Origin of the sequence: Dongia soli (genome assembly GCF_034044715.1) — a bacterium.
GTDB classification, from domain to species: domain Bacteria; phylum Pseudomonadota; class Alphaproteobacteria; order Dongiales; family Dongiaceae; genus Dongia_B; species Dongia_B soli.
On record NZ_JAXCLW010000011.1, the window covers coordinates 78,269 to 96,125 of the forward strand.

Annotated in this window: 14 protein-coding genes; 1 reads left to right on the forward strand and 13 read right to left on the reverse strand. The window is 62.2% G+C overall.

Annotation, left to right across the window (positions count from 1 at the left end):
- Window positions 1-9: 9 nt before the first annotated feature.
- Complete coding sequence (locus tag SMD27_RS22365) at window positions 10-1,398, forward strand: PleD family two-component system response regulator (protein ID WP_320510669.1); 1,389 nt, start codon at window positions 10-12, stop codon at window positions 1,396-1,398.
- Between the two features lie 90 nt (window positions 1,399-1,488).
- Here the strand turns inward: SMD27_RS22365 and rpmG are convergent, their stop codons facing one another.
- The 13 genes from rpmG to SMD27_RS22430 all read right to left on the reverse strand — a co-directional run bounded on the left by rpmG (window position 1,489) and on the right by SMD27_RS22430 (window position 17,775).
- Entirely contained in the window at window positions 1,489-1,656 is a 168-nt protein-coding gene (gene rpmG / locus SMD27_RS22370; RefSeq protein WP_320510670.1) for a 50S ribosomal protein L33, read from the reverse strand.
- A gap of 96 nt (window positions 1,657-1,752) precedes the next feature.
- Window positions 1,753-2,499, reverse strand: a complete 747-nt coding sequence (locus SMD27_RS22375; protein WP_320510671.1) for an NUDIX hydrolase — start codon at window positions 2,497-2,499, stop codon at window positions 1,753-1,755.
- Window positions 2,500-2,516: 17 nt separating this feature from the next.
- Window positions 2,517-4,142, reverse strand: coding sequence for a S41 family peptidase (locus SMD27_RS22380; RefSeq protein ID WP_320510672.1), 1,626 nt, complete (start codon window positions 4,140-4,142; stop codon window positions 2,517-2,519).
- Window positions 4,143-4,356: 214 nt separating this feature from the next.
- Entirely contained in the window at window positions 4,357-6,831 is a 2,475-nt protein-coding gene (gene rnr / locus SMD27_RS22385; protein ID WP_320510673.1) for a ribonuclease R, read from the reverse strand.
- Window positions 6,797-7,096 (reverse strand): cupin domain-containing protein, encoded by a 300-nt coding sequence (locus SMD27_RS22390; protein ID WP_320510674.1) that lies wholly within the window; start codon window positions 7,094-7,096, stop codon window positions 6,797-6,799. Before SMD27_RS22390 ends, rnr begins: the two co-directional genes overlap by 35 nt.
- Before the next feature lie 126 nt (window positions 7,097-7,222).
- Entirely contained in the window at window positions 7,223-7,744 is a 522-nt protein-coding gene (locus SMD27_RS22395) for a methylated-DNA--[protein]-cysteine S-methyltransferase (protein WP_320510675.1), read from the reverse strand.
- Complete coding sequence (locus SMD27_RS22400) at window positions 7,741-9,315, reverse strand: DNA-3-methyladenine glycosylase 2 (protein ID WP_320510676.1); 1,575 nt, start codon at window positions 9,313-9,315, stop codon at window positions 7,741-7,743. Before SMD27_RS22400 ends, SMD27_RS22395 begins: the two co-directional genes overlap by 4 nt.
- 89 nt (window positions 9,316-9,404) lie before the next feature.
- A complete protein-coding gene (topA, locus tag SMD27_RS22405; protein ID WP_320510677.1) occupies window positions 9,405-12,143 on the reverse strand; it encodes a type I DNA topoisomerase in 2,739 nt (912 codons plus the stop codon).
- A gap of 54 nt (window positions 12,144-12,197) precedes the next feature.
- On the reverse strand, window positions 12,198-13,349 hold the full coding sequence (gene dprA, locus SMD27_RS22410; RefSeq protein WP_320510678.1) for a DNA-processing protein DprA: 1,152 nt from the start codon (window positions 13,347-13,349) through the stop codon (window positions 12,198-12,200).
- 56 nt (window positions 13,350-13,405) lie between these two features.
- Entirely contained in the window at window positions 13,406-14,062 is a 657-nt protein-coding gene (plsY, locus tag SMD27_RS22415) for a glycerol-3-phosphate 1-O-acyltransferase PlsY (RefSeq protein ID WP_320510679.1), read from the reverse strand.
- Window positions 14,063-14,160: 98 nt separating this feature from the next.
- The gene (gene pyrC / locus SMD27_RS22420; RefSeq protein ID WP_320510680.1) at window positions 14,161-15,489 is read right to left on the reverse strand and encodes a dihydroorotase; all 1,329 of its coding nucleotides are present in this window, start codon (window positions 15,487-15,489) and stop codon (window positions 14,161-14,163) included.
- Window positions 15,486-16,475 carry an aspartate carbamoyltransferase catalytic subunit gene (locus SMD27_RS22425; RefSeq protein WP_320510681.1) on the reverse strand — a complete coding sequence of 330 codons (990 nt, stop codon included), beginning with the start codon at window positions 16,473-16,475 and terminating at the stop codon, window positions 15,486-15,488. The genes pyrC and SMD27_RS22425 overlap by 4 nt, the downstream gene beginning before the upstream one ends.
- 82 nt (window positions 16,476-16,557) lie before the next feature.
- On the reverse strand, window positions 16,558-17,775 hold the full coding sequence (locus SMD27_RS22430; RefSeq protein ID WP_320510682.1) for a CaiB/BaiF CoA transferase family protein: 1,218 nt from the start codon (window positions 17,773-17,775) through the stop codon (window positions 16,558-16,560).
- Window positions 17,776-17,857: the final 82 nt, after the last annotated feature.

Below are 17,857 nucleotides of genomic sequence, written 5' to 3' on the forward strand. Positions count from 1 at the left end.
TTTCAGCCGATGTCCGCTCGTATCCTGGTGGTAGACGACATACCCGCGAATGTTCGTCTGCTGGAAGCTAAACTCGCCGCCGAATATTTCGAAGTCGTCACCGCGAGTAGCGGTCAACAAGCCCTGGATATCGTCGACAAGCAGGCGCCGGACATTGTCCTGCTCGATGTAATGATGCCGGAGATGGATGGCTTCGAGGTTTGCCGCCGGATCCGCGCCAATGCCGCCACGCGCTTCTTGCCGGTGGTGATGGTGACCGCCCTCAGCGACCAGTCGGACCGGGTGCGCGGTCTGGAAGCCGGTGCTGACGATTTTCTCACCAAGCCGGTCAACGATCTCGCCCTCTTCGCCCGTGTCCGCTCGCTGGTCCGTCTCAAGATGATGATGGACGAATGGCGTATGCGCGAACAGACTTCCGGCCAATTCGACATTCTCGGCGATGGGTCCGAGCCCAATGTCGATGACGACCGGCATGCCCAGATTTTGCTTGTCGAGAGCTTTGCGCCCACCGCGCAGCGTATTCAGGGCATTCTCGATGCCGATCATGACAAGGTGGTCTTTGCCGACAATGTGCAAAAGGCGACCGAGCTGGCCAACACGGAAAAGTTCGATCTCATCATCAGCGATATCCAGGTTGGCGGTGAAGACGGGTTGCGGTTTTGCTCGCATCTACGCTCGCAGGAGGAAACCCGCCAGGTCCCGATCCTGCTGATGGTCGATGAGTACGACATGCCGCGCCTGGTCAAGGGTCTCGATATCGGCGTCAGCGACTATCTGATGAAGCCGATCGATCCCAATGAGCTGCTGGCTCGCGTGCGTATCCAGGTGCGGCGGCGGCGCTTCCAGGACCGTCTGCGGAACAATTATGAACGCAGCCTCTCGATGGCGCTGACCGATGGCCTGACCGGCCTCTATAACCGGCGCTATGCCACGCGGCATCTCGAAGGTCTGATGCGGCGCGTGGTGCAGACCGGCAAGCCCGTCGCGGTTCTGGTCTGCGATCTCGATTTCTTCAAGCGCGTCAACGATACCTATGGTCATGCCGCTGGCGACGAAGTGCTGAAGCAATTTGCCCAGCGTGCCGCGGCTTCTGTCCGCAACATCGACATGGTGGCGCGTTTCGGCGGCGAGGAATTCGTGATCCTGATGCCCGATACGGATGGCCAAGCCGCCCTGCGTGCCGGCGAACGCTTGTGCAAGCGCATTGCCGAGTCGCCCATGATGCTGGCGGACGGGCCGGAAGGCGGCCTCAATGTGACGGTCAGCGTGGGTGTTGCCGCGACCGCGATGGAAATGCCGGGCGATGAGCTGATCAAGCTGGCGGATGCGGCGCTCTACCGAGCGAAGCAGGGTGGCCGCAATCAGGCTGTAATCGACCCGCTCTCCGCCCTCTCGTAGAAGCCCGCCGATAGCACAAACGAACGAGGCGCCGCGGATAACCGGGCGCCTCGTTCCGTCTGAAGACCGGACCGTTCCAGGAGCGGCAGGTTACTTAATCTTCGCTTCCTTGAACGGGACATGCTTGCGCACGACGGGATCGTATTTGTTGAATTCCAACTTTTCCGTCGAGGTGCGCGGATTCTTCTTGGTGACGTAGTAGTAGCCGGTATCAGCGGTGCTGACCAACTTGATCTGAATGGTATTAGCCTTGGCCATAACAGCCCCTCAAAACCTAGCGTAAGACGATTGTCGAAAAGATGGCGCAAAATAGCGGTTAAGCGCCCGATGTCAAGCCCGGCCTTGCCGTCGGAACTAGTCGCCGCGGTCGCGGTGGTGGCTGAGAGTCATCACATTGTTCTTGTAATTCAGCAATTTAGGCCGCGTCATGCCGATTGCGGCGCGAATCTCCCAACGGCGGAAGGCTTCGGCCAGGACGGCATGAGTGACATCGACGATGTTCAGGTCGGCCAAATCGCTCTGCCGGCGCCAGCCGAGATCCTCCAATTCGCCATTGCCGATCAGCGTGCCGGCAGCCTGCCCGCCATCGGCCAGGAAGAAGCGGGTGTTATAGCGACGGGGTGAGGTCACGGGCGTAATGGCGCGCAGCAGAAAATCCAAGCTGCCGAGATCCGGCACCAGATTGGCGGCGGCGTAGGCTCGCCAAATGTGCAGGTCGGCCACCTGCTCATCCCGCATCGGTTTCGTCATCTCGCGTCCCACGAGAAGCCCGGTTTCTTCATGGGTCTCCCGAAGCGCCGCGCGCAGAAAGGCAGCGACAGGGCGCTTGCAGCCGCCGGAATCGAGCATGGCGGCAACGGCGGGATGCGGAGCCTCGGGGAAGCCGGAGGGCAGGTTGTCCTCGTCATCGACACGGCCGCCCGGCACGACATAGATGTCCGGCAGGAATCCGGATCGCATATGCCGGCGGCCAAGCAAAACCTCCGGCGGACCGTTATGGCTCTGGCGGATCAGGACGAGACCCGCGGCATCGACCGGCTTAACCGCCGGGTACCGCTTCGAAGCGGAGGGTGATGATGCGGCGTCGGCAGTATCCGGCATCGGCTCGTCGACCGGACCTAATTGACCAAGGCCGGAATCAAGGCCGGAATATCGTCGTTCGCCTGCTCGTCATTGGCTGCCGTTGACGGCGGCTCCGCCAATCGCATGGCACTGGCAAACAGGGTTGGCTGATGCAGCAGGTGTTCCGCTACTTCCATATCGACCGGTGAATCGTTGGTACGCGCCGGACAGGTCTTGCGCAAGGCATCGAGCGCGGCGGTGTCTTCCGGATTGACCGCGTTGCGCTGGGCGGTCGGCACCGGCGTCAGCCTGCCGAAAACGAGATCCTGCACCAGCTTGTCGGGATCGCTCCGGCCGCTGGTGCAGATGGTCGGCAGAACGCCGAGATGATGCAGGGTATAGCCGGAGGGAGCATGGAACCGCGCCCAGGTAAGGACGATCTCGCCCTTATTCGGCATGGCAAGCACGGTCTGTACCGTTCCCTTGCCATAGGAGTTGGTGCCCACGACAACGGCCCGGCCGTTATCCTGCAGCGCCGCTGCGACGATTTCCGCGGCCGAGGCCGAATTGCCGTCGATCAGCACGACGATGGGGCGGCCATCGGCGATATCGCCACCGGTCGCTTCAAAATATTGATGGCTGTCGGGATGGCGGCCATGGGTCGAAACGATGCGGCCGTCTTCCAGGAAGAGATTGGCCGTCGCCACAGATTGATTGAGCAATCCACCGGGATTGTCCCGCAGATCCAGCACATAGCCCGCCAGACGCGGACCGATCTCGGTCTTGGCATCATAGATCGAGCGTTTCAGGCTGTCCGAAGTTTCCGAATTGAAGCTGTAGATCCTGAGATAGGCGATATCGCCATCGCGCCGATAAGAAACCGTCTCGGGGACGACATGGGACCTGACCAGGGTGATGTGGATGGGATCGGGGACATCGGCGCGCTTGACGGCCAGGGAAATCGTACTGTCGACCGGGCCGCGCAGGCGATCGACCACATCGCTTTGCGACAGGCCCTCGGTCGATTGACCGTCGATCTTCACGATGACGTCGTCACGTTTCAGTCCCATCCGCTCGGCGGGGGTGTAATGCATGACCGATATCACCCGGACGACGCCGTCTTCGACGGAGATGCGAACGCCGATCCCGCCAAAGCCATCCCGAACCGCGCGGTTTTCCCGCGCCGCTTCCGCGCTGGCATAGCGCGAGAAGGGATCGAGCTTGCTCACCACCCCCGTGAACATCGCTTCGTAGATTTTCTCGACCGGAGTCTGGCCCAGTTTCGGCGATTTGGTGATGGCCTCATCCGTCAGTTTGGCGGTCAGCTTGCCCCAATCGTCGGCCTTGTAGTCAGACTGGATGGAGAAGCTGTCGACGGTCTGCTGATTGACCGACAGATTAACCTGGTTGTCGATCCGGACGGCGGCGATATCGGGGTCCAGGCTGGTCAGTTGCTGCATCCCGGCCATGGCCAGTTGCGACAGATCCGGCCGGGTGATGTAGAACGCTTCGACATCCTCAAAGCCCCGCTCGAACATTTCCTTGGTCAGATGTGCATCGGCTTCCGATGCGGGCCCGTCGCCGGAACTGGCGCAACCGATCAGGACGATGAAGCTGGGGAGAAGTAAGAAGGGGGTCAGGAAACGCAAGACAGGAGCAAATCCTTCGGCACGCGACTCCATGCGCGATATCGTCGACACTGGCATACCCAAGCGAAAAACGGCCGTACCCGGCGGCCACCGCCAGTTTGACCAAACGCAGCAAGATTAGCAGAAAGCCCGACTGACGCCAGCGACTTATCGCGGGCGGCTGCCGGCGATTTGGCATAGCTGGCGAACGATAGACCGGATTGCCCCTCCAGCCGCTTCGCTTCGTTTATCGGCCTGTCTTCAGTCGCTATCGGCCCCGTTTTTTCCGTGTTTGGCCCCTTGCCCCGTCCTCCGAACCATCGGGCCCGTGGCGCGCTGCTTTTTTTTGACCGGATTTGTTGCGAACCTGCTTTCCACCGCGCGGATTGGCCAACTGAACAGGGGCCAATTTGCCTTCGCCGGCACGGCGCTTGGGCCGGCCGAACCCCGCCTCCTGACGACCGGTTTCCGCCGACCCGGCTGGTACAGCACTGATCTCACCCCCGCCAACGATTTCCAAGGTCATCCCACCAGTCAAGGGCACGCAGGCGACCAGCCTTACCTCGACTGGCGCGCCAAGTTGATAGACCCTTCCCCAGCGGCGGCCGACCAGCACATGACCTCGCTCGTCATGATCGTAGAAATCGGTGGGCAAGGTGCTGATGGGCACGAGCCCGTCGGCGCCGGTATCCTCCAGGGAGATGAAAAGACCGAAACGTGTGACGCTGGTGATCCGGCCGGCGAAGACCTCGCCGACCCGCTCGGCGAGGAAGGCAGCCGTATAGCGGTCGATCGCTTCGCGTTCGGCTGCCGCGGCCCGGCGCTCGGTGGCGGAAATATGATCGCCTGTTTCGGGAAAGGTCGCTTCGGCGCCTGGCGGTAAGCCGTCATCGCCAAATCCGTAACCGCTGATCAAGGCGCGATGGACCAGCAGATCTGCATAGCGCCGGATCGGCGAGGTGAAATGCGCATAACGCTGCAAGGCGAGACCGAAATGGCCCAGATTCTCCGGCGAATAGACGGCTTGCGTTTGCGTGCGCAACACCAGGCTGTTGATCATTGCCGCATAGGGCGAGTTGGCAGCCTTGTTCAGCAAAGCGGTGAAATGCTTCGGCCGGAGGACCTGTCCCTTGGCGAGCGGCAAATCGAGGCCGCGCAGGAACTCGCGCAAAGCATCGACCCGGGCGGGATCGGGTGCGTCGTGAACGCGATACATGCAGGGCTGCCGGCGGGTTTCCAAGCTTTCCGCCGCAGCCACATTGGCGGCGATCATGAATTCTTCGATCAGGCGATGGCTGTCGAGCCGGGCGCGCGGCACGATACGTTCGACCTCACCCTCGTTGTTGATGAAGACGCGTCGCTCGGCGATATCCAGCTCCAGCGTGCCGCGATTTTCGCGTGCCGTCAGCAAGGCGCGGAAAGCACCGTAAAGCGGTTTGATGACCGGTTCGACAAGCGGCGCCGTCAGCTCATCCGTTTGGCCGTCAACGGCACGTTGCACCTGGTCATAGGTGAGGCGGGCGGCGGAGCGCATCAGGCCGCGCATAAAACGATGGCCGAGCTTCTTCCCCTCCGCATTGATGGTCATTTCGACCGCCATGCAAGGCCGCTCTTCCTGCGGCTTCAGGGAACACGAGCCGTTGGACAATTCCTCCGGCAGCATCGGCACGACCCGATCGGGGAAATAGACTGAATTGCCGCGCTCCCGCGCCGCCTTATCCAGGGGATCGCCGGGCCGCACGTAATGGGCAACATCGGCAATCGCCACCAGCAAACGCCAGCCGCCCGGATTGTTCGGGTTTTCATCGGGGCTGGCGAAGACGGCATCATCGAAATCACGGGCATCGTCGCCATCGATGGTAACCAACGGCACCTGCCGAAGATCGGTGCGCTGGCCCAATGCGGCGCCTTTGGCATTGGCGGCCTGTTCCAGTGCGGCGGGTGAGAAATCGAGCGGGATGCCGTGATCGACGATCGAAATCAGGCTGATGGATTTCGCTTCGCCCAGTTTGCCGACACGTTCAACGATGCGAGCGCGCGGCGTCCCAAGGCGGCGCGCCGGATCGACATGGGCGATGACGATATCGCCGCTGCGGGCCGGGCCAATATCATGGGGCGAGACGTTGAAGTCGGTCTTGATTCGCTTGTCGGTAGGTGTCAGCCGGCCGGTGCCGTCGCGCCGCCGTTCGAACAGGCCGACGATGCGTTGTGCGTGGTGCTCCAGGCGCCGGATCGGCCGGGCTTCGTAGAGATCCTCTTCCTTGCGCTCCAGGCGCGCCAAGACGCGGTCCCCGCCGGCCAGCGGCCGGTCGGTGCGCTTGTTGTCGATGACCAGGATACGCGGTTCGGCATCGTCCTTGCGGAAATCGACCGGCCGGGCCCAGAGATCGCCATCGTCGTCGAGACCGATGACTTCGAGCACCGTCACTTCCGGCAAGGCGCCGCTGCGGGCGACGCGGCGGCCACGGCCACGATCGACCTCGCCCTCGCGTTCCAACTCCTTGAGCAGGGCCTTCAGGGGAATGCGATCGGCGCCGCGCAGATTGAAAGCGCGCGCGATCTCACGCTTGCCGACCGGCGTATCCTGGTCCTGGATGAAAGCAAGGACCTGCTCCTTGGTCGGGAACGGCACCGCCTTCTTCGACCCTTTCGGCGCCGCACCCCGTTCGGGCGCCGATGGATCTTCCGCCTCGCGCTTGCGGGCGGGTTTATCGGATCGGTGTTTTGAATTCGATTTCGACAAAGACGAACTCGTAATCGTTGGCATTGATGACATTATGTTCGACGCCGACCGGTCGGTAATAAGAAACGCCGGCTGTCAGATCCGCAAAGCGCGTCTCCTTGCCGTCCTCCAATTGCAGCTTGCCGGTGGTCATCGGCACGACGACATAGTCGTAACCATGCCTATGCCAAGTGGTTTCGGCGCCGGGGGCGAAGCGCCATTCGGTGACCACCACGCGGTCGTTATCGACTTGAACGGTGGGTTTCGCCTTCGGACGTTCGGCCATTTCGTGACTCCGCAGCTCTTTTGCCGGAGCAGCATAGCCGCTCGCCGTCACCCTGGCCAGCAATCAGCGAAATTGTCCTCGCTTACATATCGGGTACCAGCTTGAGGCCGGACGGGCATCGAGTGGTCAGGCAATTGCCCCTTCGAACCGCAGCAGCGCTTCCTTCAAGGCGATGCCGCCGGCATAGCCGGTCAGGGCGCCGGAACTGCCAACCACACGGTGGCAGGGAACGATCAGGGAAATAGGGTTGGCGCCATTGGCGGCGCCAACCGCACGGCTGGCCTGTGGCCGCTGCAACTTGGCCGCCAGCCGGGCGTAGCTGGTGGTTTCGCCGAAGGGGATGCGACGAAGTTCGGTCCAGACTGCTTGCTGGAAGACGGTGCCGATCGGCGCCAAGGGGAGGTCGAACTGCTTCAGGCTGCCGGCAAAATAAGCGTCGATCTGCCTGGCGATCTCGGCCACCGCACTCTCATCCCAGCGCAGGTTGAAATCTGCGATTTGCCAGCGGCCGTTATCGCATTCGGCGAGGAAGCCGAAGCGCATCAGGCGGCGTTTCTCATCGACCATGGCCAAAGCCGGACCGAAAGGTGTCTCGATCCGGCCGGCGAAATAGGATGGCGTTGCAATCGATGCGGAACCTTTCTTCATGCGGCGATCTTCAGGCTGGCCCAGAAATGGCAGGTGGCGAGGCTGCGATGCGGGGCGAAGGGCGCCATCAGGCGCGCCGTCCCTTTGGCATCGGGTCGCGTTTCCAAGTGGTGAAACCGTTGCAGTGCTGTTGCGAGCGCGGAATCGCCGACCGGCACCGCATCGGCGAATCCCAGGCCACGCATGAGCACGTAATTCGTGGTCCAGGGACCGAGCCCGCGAATGCCGCGCAATGCCGTTTCCGCCGCTTTCGCCGAGCCATCGCCCAGACGGTCTAGAGGCAACTGACCGCTACTGACCGACCGCGCCATGTTGATGAGGTAATCGGCCTTGGCGCGGGAGAAGCGCCGTTGGGTCAGATCCGCCGAATCCAGCGCGGCGACCCTCGCAGCGGTCGGATGCGCCTTCATGCCGTTCGCATCGCCAATGGGATCGCCGCAGAGCTCGATCAATGCCCGACGGAGGGATGTGGCAAAGGCGACATTGATCTGCTGGCCGATCACAGCCCAGGCCAAGGCTTCGAAAGGCGTGGCGGTCAAGGGGATGCGCAAACCGCGCTGCCCCTGGATCAACCGGGCGATGTCCGGCATGCGGCTCGCACGCCCTTCGAAACCGGCGACATCGCCGCCGGGACCCAGGATGCGGCAGACGATCCGATGTATCTCCGCCATCGCTGCGGGGCTCAGGCGCTTTGTCGCCGTGAGCCGGCAATCCACCGCGCCGGGTTCAAACGTCATTTCCAGCAACACCGGCACATTGTCGATAACCAGTGCCTTGCCGAGTTTGCGATCATCGACGACGCGTTCTGCCGGACCATTGGGATCGCGCCCGTGATAGGAGAGAACATCCCGCGGTCGGAAGCTGCCTGGCAATGTCAGACGGAAGCGATCGGAATCACGCAGCGCTCGATAGGCGCCCGGCGTCATGCCGGTCAGCGTGAGGAATTGGCGATGAAAGGTTGCCTCGCCTTCATAGCCCGCCGAGAGGGCGATATCGATAAGGCGCTCATTACCATGCAGCACGCGGTCGCAGACCGTACGGATCCGTTCGCGCCGCAGCAAGGCGGCCGGCGTCTGATGCGCGTGATCGCGGATAAGGTCATTCAGCTTGGTGGTGCCGATGCCGGCAGCTTCGACCAGCTGTGCGATATCGGGGAAAGCGCCGGGATCGGCGCGCAGGCGCACCAGCAAGCCGTCGAACAAATCGCGGTCCCAATCGCCGCCACGATAGAACAGATCCGGCCGGCAACGGCGGCAGGGCCGTAAGCCGGCGCCCACGGCTTCCGCTTCGCTCCGAAAGAAGCGGACGTTTTCAAATTTCGGTTTGCGGGCGGGGCAGGAGGGCAGGCAATAGATGCCGGTGGTCAGCACGCCGGTCAGGAAGCGACCGTCATAGGCACCGTCCTTGGCCAGCATGCGCTCATACATGAAGATATCCGACCAGTACTCGCCGGCTGGTTCCCGCTTAGACAGCGTCCGCTTCGGCGATCTCGGCAGGGATGGTTCATGCTTCATCGACAACCGATCCTCGGCACAGATCTCATCGATAAATAAGGCATCGGTGGCGGGCATCGGCGTCCTTCCAGGCAGATAGATTGCCCGGACTATGCCGTAGCCCCGATCCCTCCGCCTCTCAACCCGACCGCTGAAATTCCCGCACCTTAGTTCTTCGCGGCGGCCTTCTTTGCCGCCGGCTTTTTGGCGGCGGGTTTCTTGGCGGCCGCCTTTTTCGCAGCAGGTTTTTTGACAGCCGTTTCTGTCCCCGCAGTCTTCTTGTTCGCAGCTTTCTTGGCCGCGGGCTTTTTGGCAGCCGTCTTGCGGCCGGGCTTGCCGCTGCCCACCTTTTCGGCGCGCGCCGCAATCAAAGCGATGGCGTCTTGGAGGCTGAGCGAGGCGGGATCGGTGCCTTTCGGGACCGTGGCGTTGATGGAGCCGTGTTTCACATAGGGGCCGTAGCGGCCGTCATGCACGGTGATCGGCGCATCATCATCGGGATGCTTGCCGATCTCGCGGCCCGGCGCCGCTGCGGCGCGGCCCCGACCCCGGCCGCTCGGCTCGGCGAGCAAGGCAACGGCGCGGTTGATGCCGATGGTGAGCACGTCATCGTCCTTCGGAATCGATTTGAAGGCAGAGCCGTGTTTCAGATAAGGACCGAACCGGCCGATGCCGGCAAGAATCGTTTCGCCGGTCTCCGGATGCTTGCCGATGTCGCGCGGTAGCGCCAGCAATTGCAAAGCCGTATCCAGGTCGATGTTTTCCGGCGTCATGTTCTTCAGCAGCGAGACGCGTTTCGGCTTTGCCTCGCCTTCGCTGTCGAGCTGGACGTAGAAGCCATAGGGCCCCTTTCGCAGGCTGACCTCGCCGCCCTTGGGATCAGCGCCCAACACCTGCGGGCCGGCAAGTTCCGTTTCCTCGCCATTGGCGACCGCCAGTGGGCGGGTGTAGCGGCATTCCGGATAATTGCTGCAGCCGATGAAGGCACCGTTCTTGGCGAGCTTGATGCCGAGTTCGCCATTGCTGCAGGCGGGACAGGCGCGCGGATTCTTGCCGTTGCCGAGATCGGGGAAGAAATGCGGCGCCAAAGCCTCGTTCAAGGCGTCGATGACGACGGAGCGGGTGCCGATGCCCTTGTCGAGAAAGGCGACGGCTTCGCTCATCGACGGTAGTTTGCCATTGCCCTCTTCATCCGGCTGATGGAGATGGGCGAAATCGCGCCAGAAATCGCGCAGCACCTGTTTCCAGTCGGCCCGGCCGCCGGAGATATCGTCGAGCTTTTCCTCGAGATCCGCGGTGAAGCCGTATTGCACATAGCGCTCGAAGAAATTCGTCAGGAAGACCGTCACGATACGGCCGCGATCCTCCGGAATGAGACGCTTCTTCTCCAGTTTGACATAAGCGCGATCCTCGAGCGTCTGCAGGATCGAGGTATAGGTCGAGGGCCGGCCGATGCCGAGTTCTTCCAGGCGCTTGATGAGACTGGCTTCGCTATAGCGCGGCGGCGGCTGGGTGAAATGCTGTTCCGGTGTGACATCGGTCGCCTTGACGCCGTCGCCCTGCTGCAGATTGGGCAGGCGCCGGCCGCTATCGTCATCCTCCAGCGGATCGTCGCGGTCTTCCTGATAGAGCGTCAGGAAACCGTCGAACTTCACCACCGATCCGGTGGCGCGCAGCACCGAGCGCTTATCCGCCGCTTCCAGATCGATTGCGACCTGGTCGAGTTCGGCGCTTTCCATTTGGCTTGCGAGCGTGCGCTTCCAGATCAGATCATACAGGCGGTATTCATCCTGGCTGAGATATTGCCGCAGCCGATCGGGCTTGCGGAAGAGGTCGGTCGGCCGGATTGCTTCATGGGCTTCCTGCGCGTTCTTCGCCGCCGTCCGATAGACGCGTGGCTGCTGCGGCAGGTAGTTCATGCCGTATTGTTCGGAGATGAGCTTGCGGCTGGCGTCGATCGCATCCTGCGACAAGGTCACGCCATCGGTACGCATATAGGTGATGATGCCGACCGTTTCGCCGCCGATATCCACACCTTCATAGAGGCGCTGGGCGACCCGCATCGTATGGCTGGCGCCGAAGCCGAGCTTGCGGGAGGCTTCCTGCTGCAAGGTCGAGGTGGTGAAAGGCGGGAAGGGATTACGCTTCACCGTCTTGCGTTCGACCGAGGAGACGCGGAACGGAATGCCGTTCTTCACCGTCTGGGTCGCGGCCTTGGCCGTGGCTTCGTCCTTCAGGTCGAATTTATCGAGCTTGCGGCCATCGAGATGGGTGAGACGCGCGGTGAAAGTCTGGCCTTCGCGGGTCTCGAACACCGCTTCGATGGTCCAGTATTCGCGCGGCTTGAAGGCTTCGATCTCGGCTTCGCGCTCGCAGATCAGGCGCAAAGCGACCGATTGCACGCGGCCCGCCGAGCGGCTGCCCGGCAGCTTGCGCCAGAGAACCGGCGACAAAGTGAAGCCGACGAGATAATCCAAGGCCCGGCGGGCAAGATAGGCATCGACCAGTTCCTGGTCGATTTGGCGCGGCTTGGCGATCGCTTCGGTGACGGCGCGCTTGGTGATTTCGTTGAAGGCGACCCGCTCGACCGGCACCTTGCCCAACGCCTTCTTCTCTTGCAGCGCTTCGACAATATGCCACGAAATCGCCTCACCCTCGCGATCAGGGTCGGTCGCCAGGATCAGTCGGTCGGCCTTCTTCACCGCAGCGGCGATCTCGCGCAGCTTCTGTGCGCCGCGGCCCTCGACGTCCCAGCTCATCTCGAAATCGGCTTCCGGCCGAACCGAGCCGTCCTTGGGCGGCAGATCGCGGACATGACCGAAACTCGCCAGCACGTGATAATCGCTGCCGAGATATTTGTTGATGGTCTTGGCCTTTGCGGGGGACTCGACGACGACGACCTTCATGCCATCCAATGCTCAAGCTTGCAGAATGCGCCCGGGCTGAGGCTCTTGCCGGTATCAGGCGATCAGGGAAACGCGGTTGCCCGGGTGACGTTCCAGACGGCCGGCCAGATCCAGCTCCAGCAAAACCAAACCCATGACGGGCGCAGAGCATTGACACTGCCGAAGCAGTTCGTCAACTCCCACCGGGCTGGGGCCGAGTTGTGACAGAATCGCGCGCCGTGCCACCTCTGTATCATTTTGATCAGCATTTTCAACGCATTGGGGCGCTTCCAACGGTGCTACGGACCGGCTCGGATAGTCCTGTGGCAGGACCGAAAGCCCATCCAAATTTTCGAGAATCTGAGCGGCTTCCTCAACCAGAAGGGCACCTTGGCGGATCAGATGGTTCGCGCCCCGGCAGCGGGGATCGAGCGGCGAGCCGGGCACTGCCATGACGTCGCGACCCTGGTCGAGAGCGAAACGGGCCGTGATCAGGGAGCCTGATTTCAGCGCCGCCTCGATCACCACTACCGCCTGCGACAGGCCGGAGATGATGCGGTTCCGGCGAGGAAAATGTTTGGCTTGCGGGACAGTACCCGGCGGCAATTCGGCCACCACCAGCCCTTCCCTGCTGAGACGATCGAACAGCGCCTGGTTCTCCGGCGGATAGAGCACATCGGCACCGCCCGCCACCACGGCGATGGTGCCGCCGGCTGTTGCCTGGAAGGCGCCAAGATGAGCCGCACAGTCGATCCCGCGGGCGAGGCCGGAGACGACCACGACGCCGGCTGCGGCGAGATCACGGGCGATGTCTTGCGCGATCTTGCGGCCATTGGCCGAGGCATTACGCGCCCCGACCAGCGCGATTTTCGATGCGCCCAGCAGCTCCACCCGGCCGCGGATCGTGATCAACGGCGGCGCATTGTCGATCGCCCCCAGGGCCAGGGGATAGTCCGGTTCGCAGAAAGCCAGATGCCGGATGCCGATCGCTTGGGCGGCCTCAATTTCGGCCCGGGCGCGCTCCGCGGGGAAAGGCTGTATCGCCCGCTGCTTGCCGCCGCGCCGCGACAATTCCGGCAAGGCTTCCAACGCATGTTGGGCCGTGCCGAACCGTTGCAGCAATTGGCGGAAAATGACGGGGCCGACGCCTTCGCTGCGGGCGAGGCGTAGCCAATCGAGACGTTCCGCATCACGGAGCGGGCGGCGATTGTCGGTCAGGTCGAACATCGCCTGACGCTAGAGGAACAAAAGGGGAATTTCAACCGGCTTGGTCGAAAGGGTTCTCAGGCCTGTTTCTTGCGGCCGATCTTCGGTTCCTCACCGCGAAGCAGGCGGCGGATATTTTCATGGTGCCGGATCCAGACCAGAACGGCGGCCAGGGCCGCGAAGAGGACCTGGGGCCAGTCGCCAAGGAAGTAGGCATAGAGGGGCGAGAGTGCAAAAGCGAGCAGGGCCGAGAGCGAGGAATAGCGGAACAGGAAAGCGGCGACCAGCCAGGTGAGGCAGGCGGCGATGCCAACTGGCCAGTTGATGGCAAGCGACGTGCCGAGACCGGTGGCGACACCCTTACCGCCCTTGAATTTCAGCCAGACGGGAAAGAGATGGCCGATGATGGCGGCAGTTCCGGCGAGCACGCCGAGATCGGCGATGGCGAAATCCGTTCCTTGGGGGAGCAGGATCGGCGTCAAGGCGCGGCCCGCGAGGACCGCCACGGCACCCTTGCCGCCGTCCAGCAGCAGCGTAGCCAGAGCCAGCTTCTTGTTGCCGGTGCGCAATACATTGGTGGCGCCGATATTGCCGGAGCCGATCTTACGGATATCCCCGAAACCGCCCAGGCGCGTGAGGATCAGGCCGAAGGGAATCGATCCCAGAAGATAGCCCCCGGCCAGCACCAGAATTTGCGCCAGGCCGAAACCGGTCGCTGCCTCAGTCGTACCCATGTCACCGCCCCCGGTTCGTATTAGAGCCGGATGGTCACAAGTGTCAGCGCGCCAGCGATGCCACTTGTGAGCTGAATCCGCCTCTATTCAATAAGAGTCTAAGCGTCGGCGGTGAAGACCAGGCGACCGTCGACGAAGGTTTGCAGCACCTTACCCTGGACCGGCCGGGTATCGTAAGAGGAGTTCTTCGACTTGCTGCGGAATTTCGCCGCATCGAGACGATGCGGCCGGTCTGGATCGAACAGCACCATATCCGCCGGCGCGCCCTTGGCGAGGCGGCCCTGGGGCAGCCCAAGAATATCGGCCGGCCGGCAGGTGAGGCAGCGCATCAGATCGATGAGCGGCATCAGCCCCTTGTGATAGAGCTCCAGGCTGACCGACAGCAATGTTTCCAACCCGATGACGCCGGGCACGGCCTGGGCGAAAGGCACACGCTTGCTTTCGACATCAAGCGGCGCGTGATCGCTGGCGATCGCATCGATCACACCTTCGGCGACGGCGGCGGCAATCGCCCGTCGGTCGGCCTCACCGCGCAATGGCGGCGAGAGCTTGGCGAAGGTGCGGTAGTCGCCGACCTCGGCCTCGTTCAGCGAGAAATAGGGTGGTGCCGTATCGCAAGTGATGCGCAGCCCTTCCTGCTTCGCCTCGCGGATCGTGTCGATTGCCGCTGCGGTTGAGACATGCGCAACGTGATAGCGTGCGCCGGACATGCGGACGAGATGGAGATCGCGTTCGATCATCATCACTTCGGCGCAGGCGGGAATGCCGGAAAGGCCCAGCCGGCTCGACAGCTCGCCGCTATTCATCGCGCCACCGGCCGCCATGCGCGGCTCTTCCGGATGCTGCACGACCAGCAGATCGAAAGTGCGAGCATAAGAGAGCGCGCGGCGCATCACCTGGCTGTCAGCGACGGCCGACAAGGCATCGGTGAAGCCGAGGGCGCCACTTTCATGCAGCAGGCCCATTTCGACGATGTCCTTGCCTTCCAGGCCCTTGGTCAAGGCGCTGTAGCAATAAACCTTGGCGCGCTTGGTTTCGCGGGCCCGCCGGGCAATGAATTCGACACCGGCGACATCATCGATGACCGGATTAGTATTCGGCAGGCAGACCATGGAGGTGACACCGCCAGCGGCGGCGGCAAGGCTGCCGGTCTCGATGGTTTCCTGGTGTTCGTCGCCGGGCTCGCGCAATTGCACGCGCATATCGACCAAACCAGGGGCCAGAACATGGCCGCCGCAATCCACGATCTCGGCGCCTTCCGGCACGTTGTGCTTGGTGATCTGCGTGCCGATATCGCGGATGACGCCCTCTTCCACCAGCACGCCGCCCTGCTCGTCGCGTTTGGCGGCAGGATCGATAAGCCGGGCATTGACCAGAGCGAATGGTCGAAGCTGGCGCTTCGGCGGGCGCTGCTGTTGCGACGTCATTGCGCAGCTCCCTTCTCACCCGTTAAAGGCCTTGTCAGTGCATCCAGGCAAGCCATGCGCACGGCAACGCCCATCTCCACTTGTTCGCGGATGACTGAGCGATTGATGTCATCTGCCACTTCGGAATCGATCTCGACGCCGCGATTCATCGGGCCCGGATGCATGATGAGGGCATTCGGCTTGGCAGCGGCCAGCTTCTCGTAATCGAGACCGAAGAAATGGAAATATTCGCGGATCGACGGCACATAGGCACCCTGCATACGCTCGATCTGCAGGCGCAGCATCATGACGATGTCGACGTCTTTCAGTCCCTTGCGCATATCGGTAAAGACCTCGACGCCGAAGCGCTCGACATTGCCCGGCAGCAAGGTGGTCGGGGCGATCACCCGGATGCGCGCCCCCATCTTGGAGAGCAGCAGGATATTGGATCGCGCAACACGGCTGTGCAGCACATCGCCGCAAATCGCCACCAGCAGACCGTTGAGGCGGCCGAGACGGCGACGGATCGTGAGCGCATCGAGCAAGGCCTGGGTCGGATGCTCGTGCCGGCCGTCACCGGCATTGATGACGCTACCATCGACCTTTTGCGACAGCAGGCTGACTGCACCGGAATCGCCGTGGCGCACCACCAGCACGTCCGGCTTCATGGCATTCAGCGTCATCGCTGTATCGAGCAGGGTCTCACCCTTCTTGATCGAGCTGGTGCCGACCGACATGTTGATGACATCGGCGCCGAGCCGCAGCGCCGCGACCTCAAAGGAGGTGCGCGTTCGGGTCGAATCCTCGAAGAAAAGATTCATGACGGTGCGATTGCGCAGCAAACGGCGCGCCCGCTCGTCGTCTTTCGGCATATTGGCGTATTGATCGGCGAGATCGAGCAATCGGCCGATTTCATCGGCGCTTAATGCCTCGATCCCCAGCAGATGCCGGTGGGGAAAAAAGGCCGAAGGCCGGCCTGGGGGCGGGGTTGTCTGGGGCGCAGTCATTAAAGCGCCTAATTACGCGCCCCAGCTTTTCCGGTCAATCGATTCTCGATGACAATGATGTCGGGCAATCTCGACCAAACGGTCAGATAACGTTCTTTTCCCGCAAGCTCCGCAAGTCGTCATCGCTGAGATAGAGCATCTCGCGCAGAACGGTATCGGTGTCCTGGCCGCAGGTTGGCGGCGCCAGGCGGTAATCGACCGGCGTTTCCGACAGTTTCAGCGGGCTGCCGATGAGATCGACATGGCCGGAAGCCGCGGCCGGATAGGGCATGCTGATCTTCATGTTCCGGTGCAGGACCTGCGGATCGGCAAAGACCTGGTCGACATTATTGACTGGGCCGCAGGGGACGCTGAGCGCTTCCAGACCCTCGATCCAGTGCTTCTGCGGATGCTGTACCGTCACCTTGTTGATCATCTCGTACAGCACAACGCGGTTTTGCACGCGGGCGGGATTGGTGGCGAAACGCGGATCCTTGGCCCAGTCGGGCATACCAGCGAAGCTGCAGAATTTCTCGAACTGGGAATCGTTGCCGACGGCCAGGATGAAGAAGCCGTCGGCACATTTGACCACGGAATAGGGAACGATATTGGGGTGCTCGTTGCCCAGCCGCTTCGGCACCTCGCCGGAAGTCAAATAATGCAGGCCGATATTCGCGAGATACGAGACCTGCGAATCCAGCAGGCTCATATCGATATACTGGCCGCGACCCGATGCCGTGCGGTGATGCAAAGCGGCGAGGATGCCGGTCGTCGCGTAGATGCCGGTGATGATATCGGTGGCAGCGACGCCGATCTTGACGGGCGGGGTCGAAGGATCACCGGTGACGCTCATGATCCCGCCCATGCCCTGGGCCAGGAAATCGTAGCCGGCGCGATGGGCATAGGGGCCGGTCTGACCGAAACCGGTGATGGAGCAATAGATCAGGCGGGGAAAGTCGTATTTGATCTGCTCATAGGCGAGATTGTATTTCGCCATGTCGCCGACCTTGAAATTCTCGACGAAGATATCCGATTTGGCGATCAGCCTTTTGGCGATCTCCTGGCCTTCCGGCTGGGCGATATCCAGGGTGACGGAGCGCTTGTTGCGGTTGACCGAGAGGTAATAGCCGCTTTCGGTGGTGTTCTTGCCCTCGGCATCCTTGACGAAAGGCGGTCCCCATTTCCGCGTATCGTCGCCTTGGCCGGGCCGCTCGATCTTGATCACATCGGCACCCAGATCGCCGAGAATCTGTGTTGCAGTCGGCCCGGCCAGAATGCGGCTGAGATCGAAAACGCGAATACCCTGAAGCGGTGCCGACATGAAACTCCCCGGAATGCTGGGTGACAGTTAATGGACGGAACGAGTGTGCGGCACTCTTTCCGCCCTGCCTAGCAAAATCAAG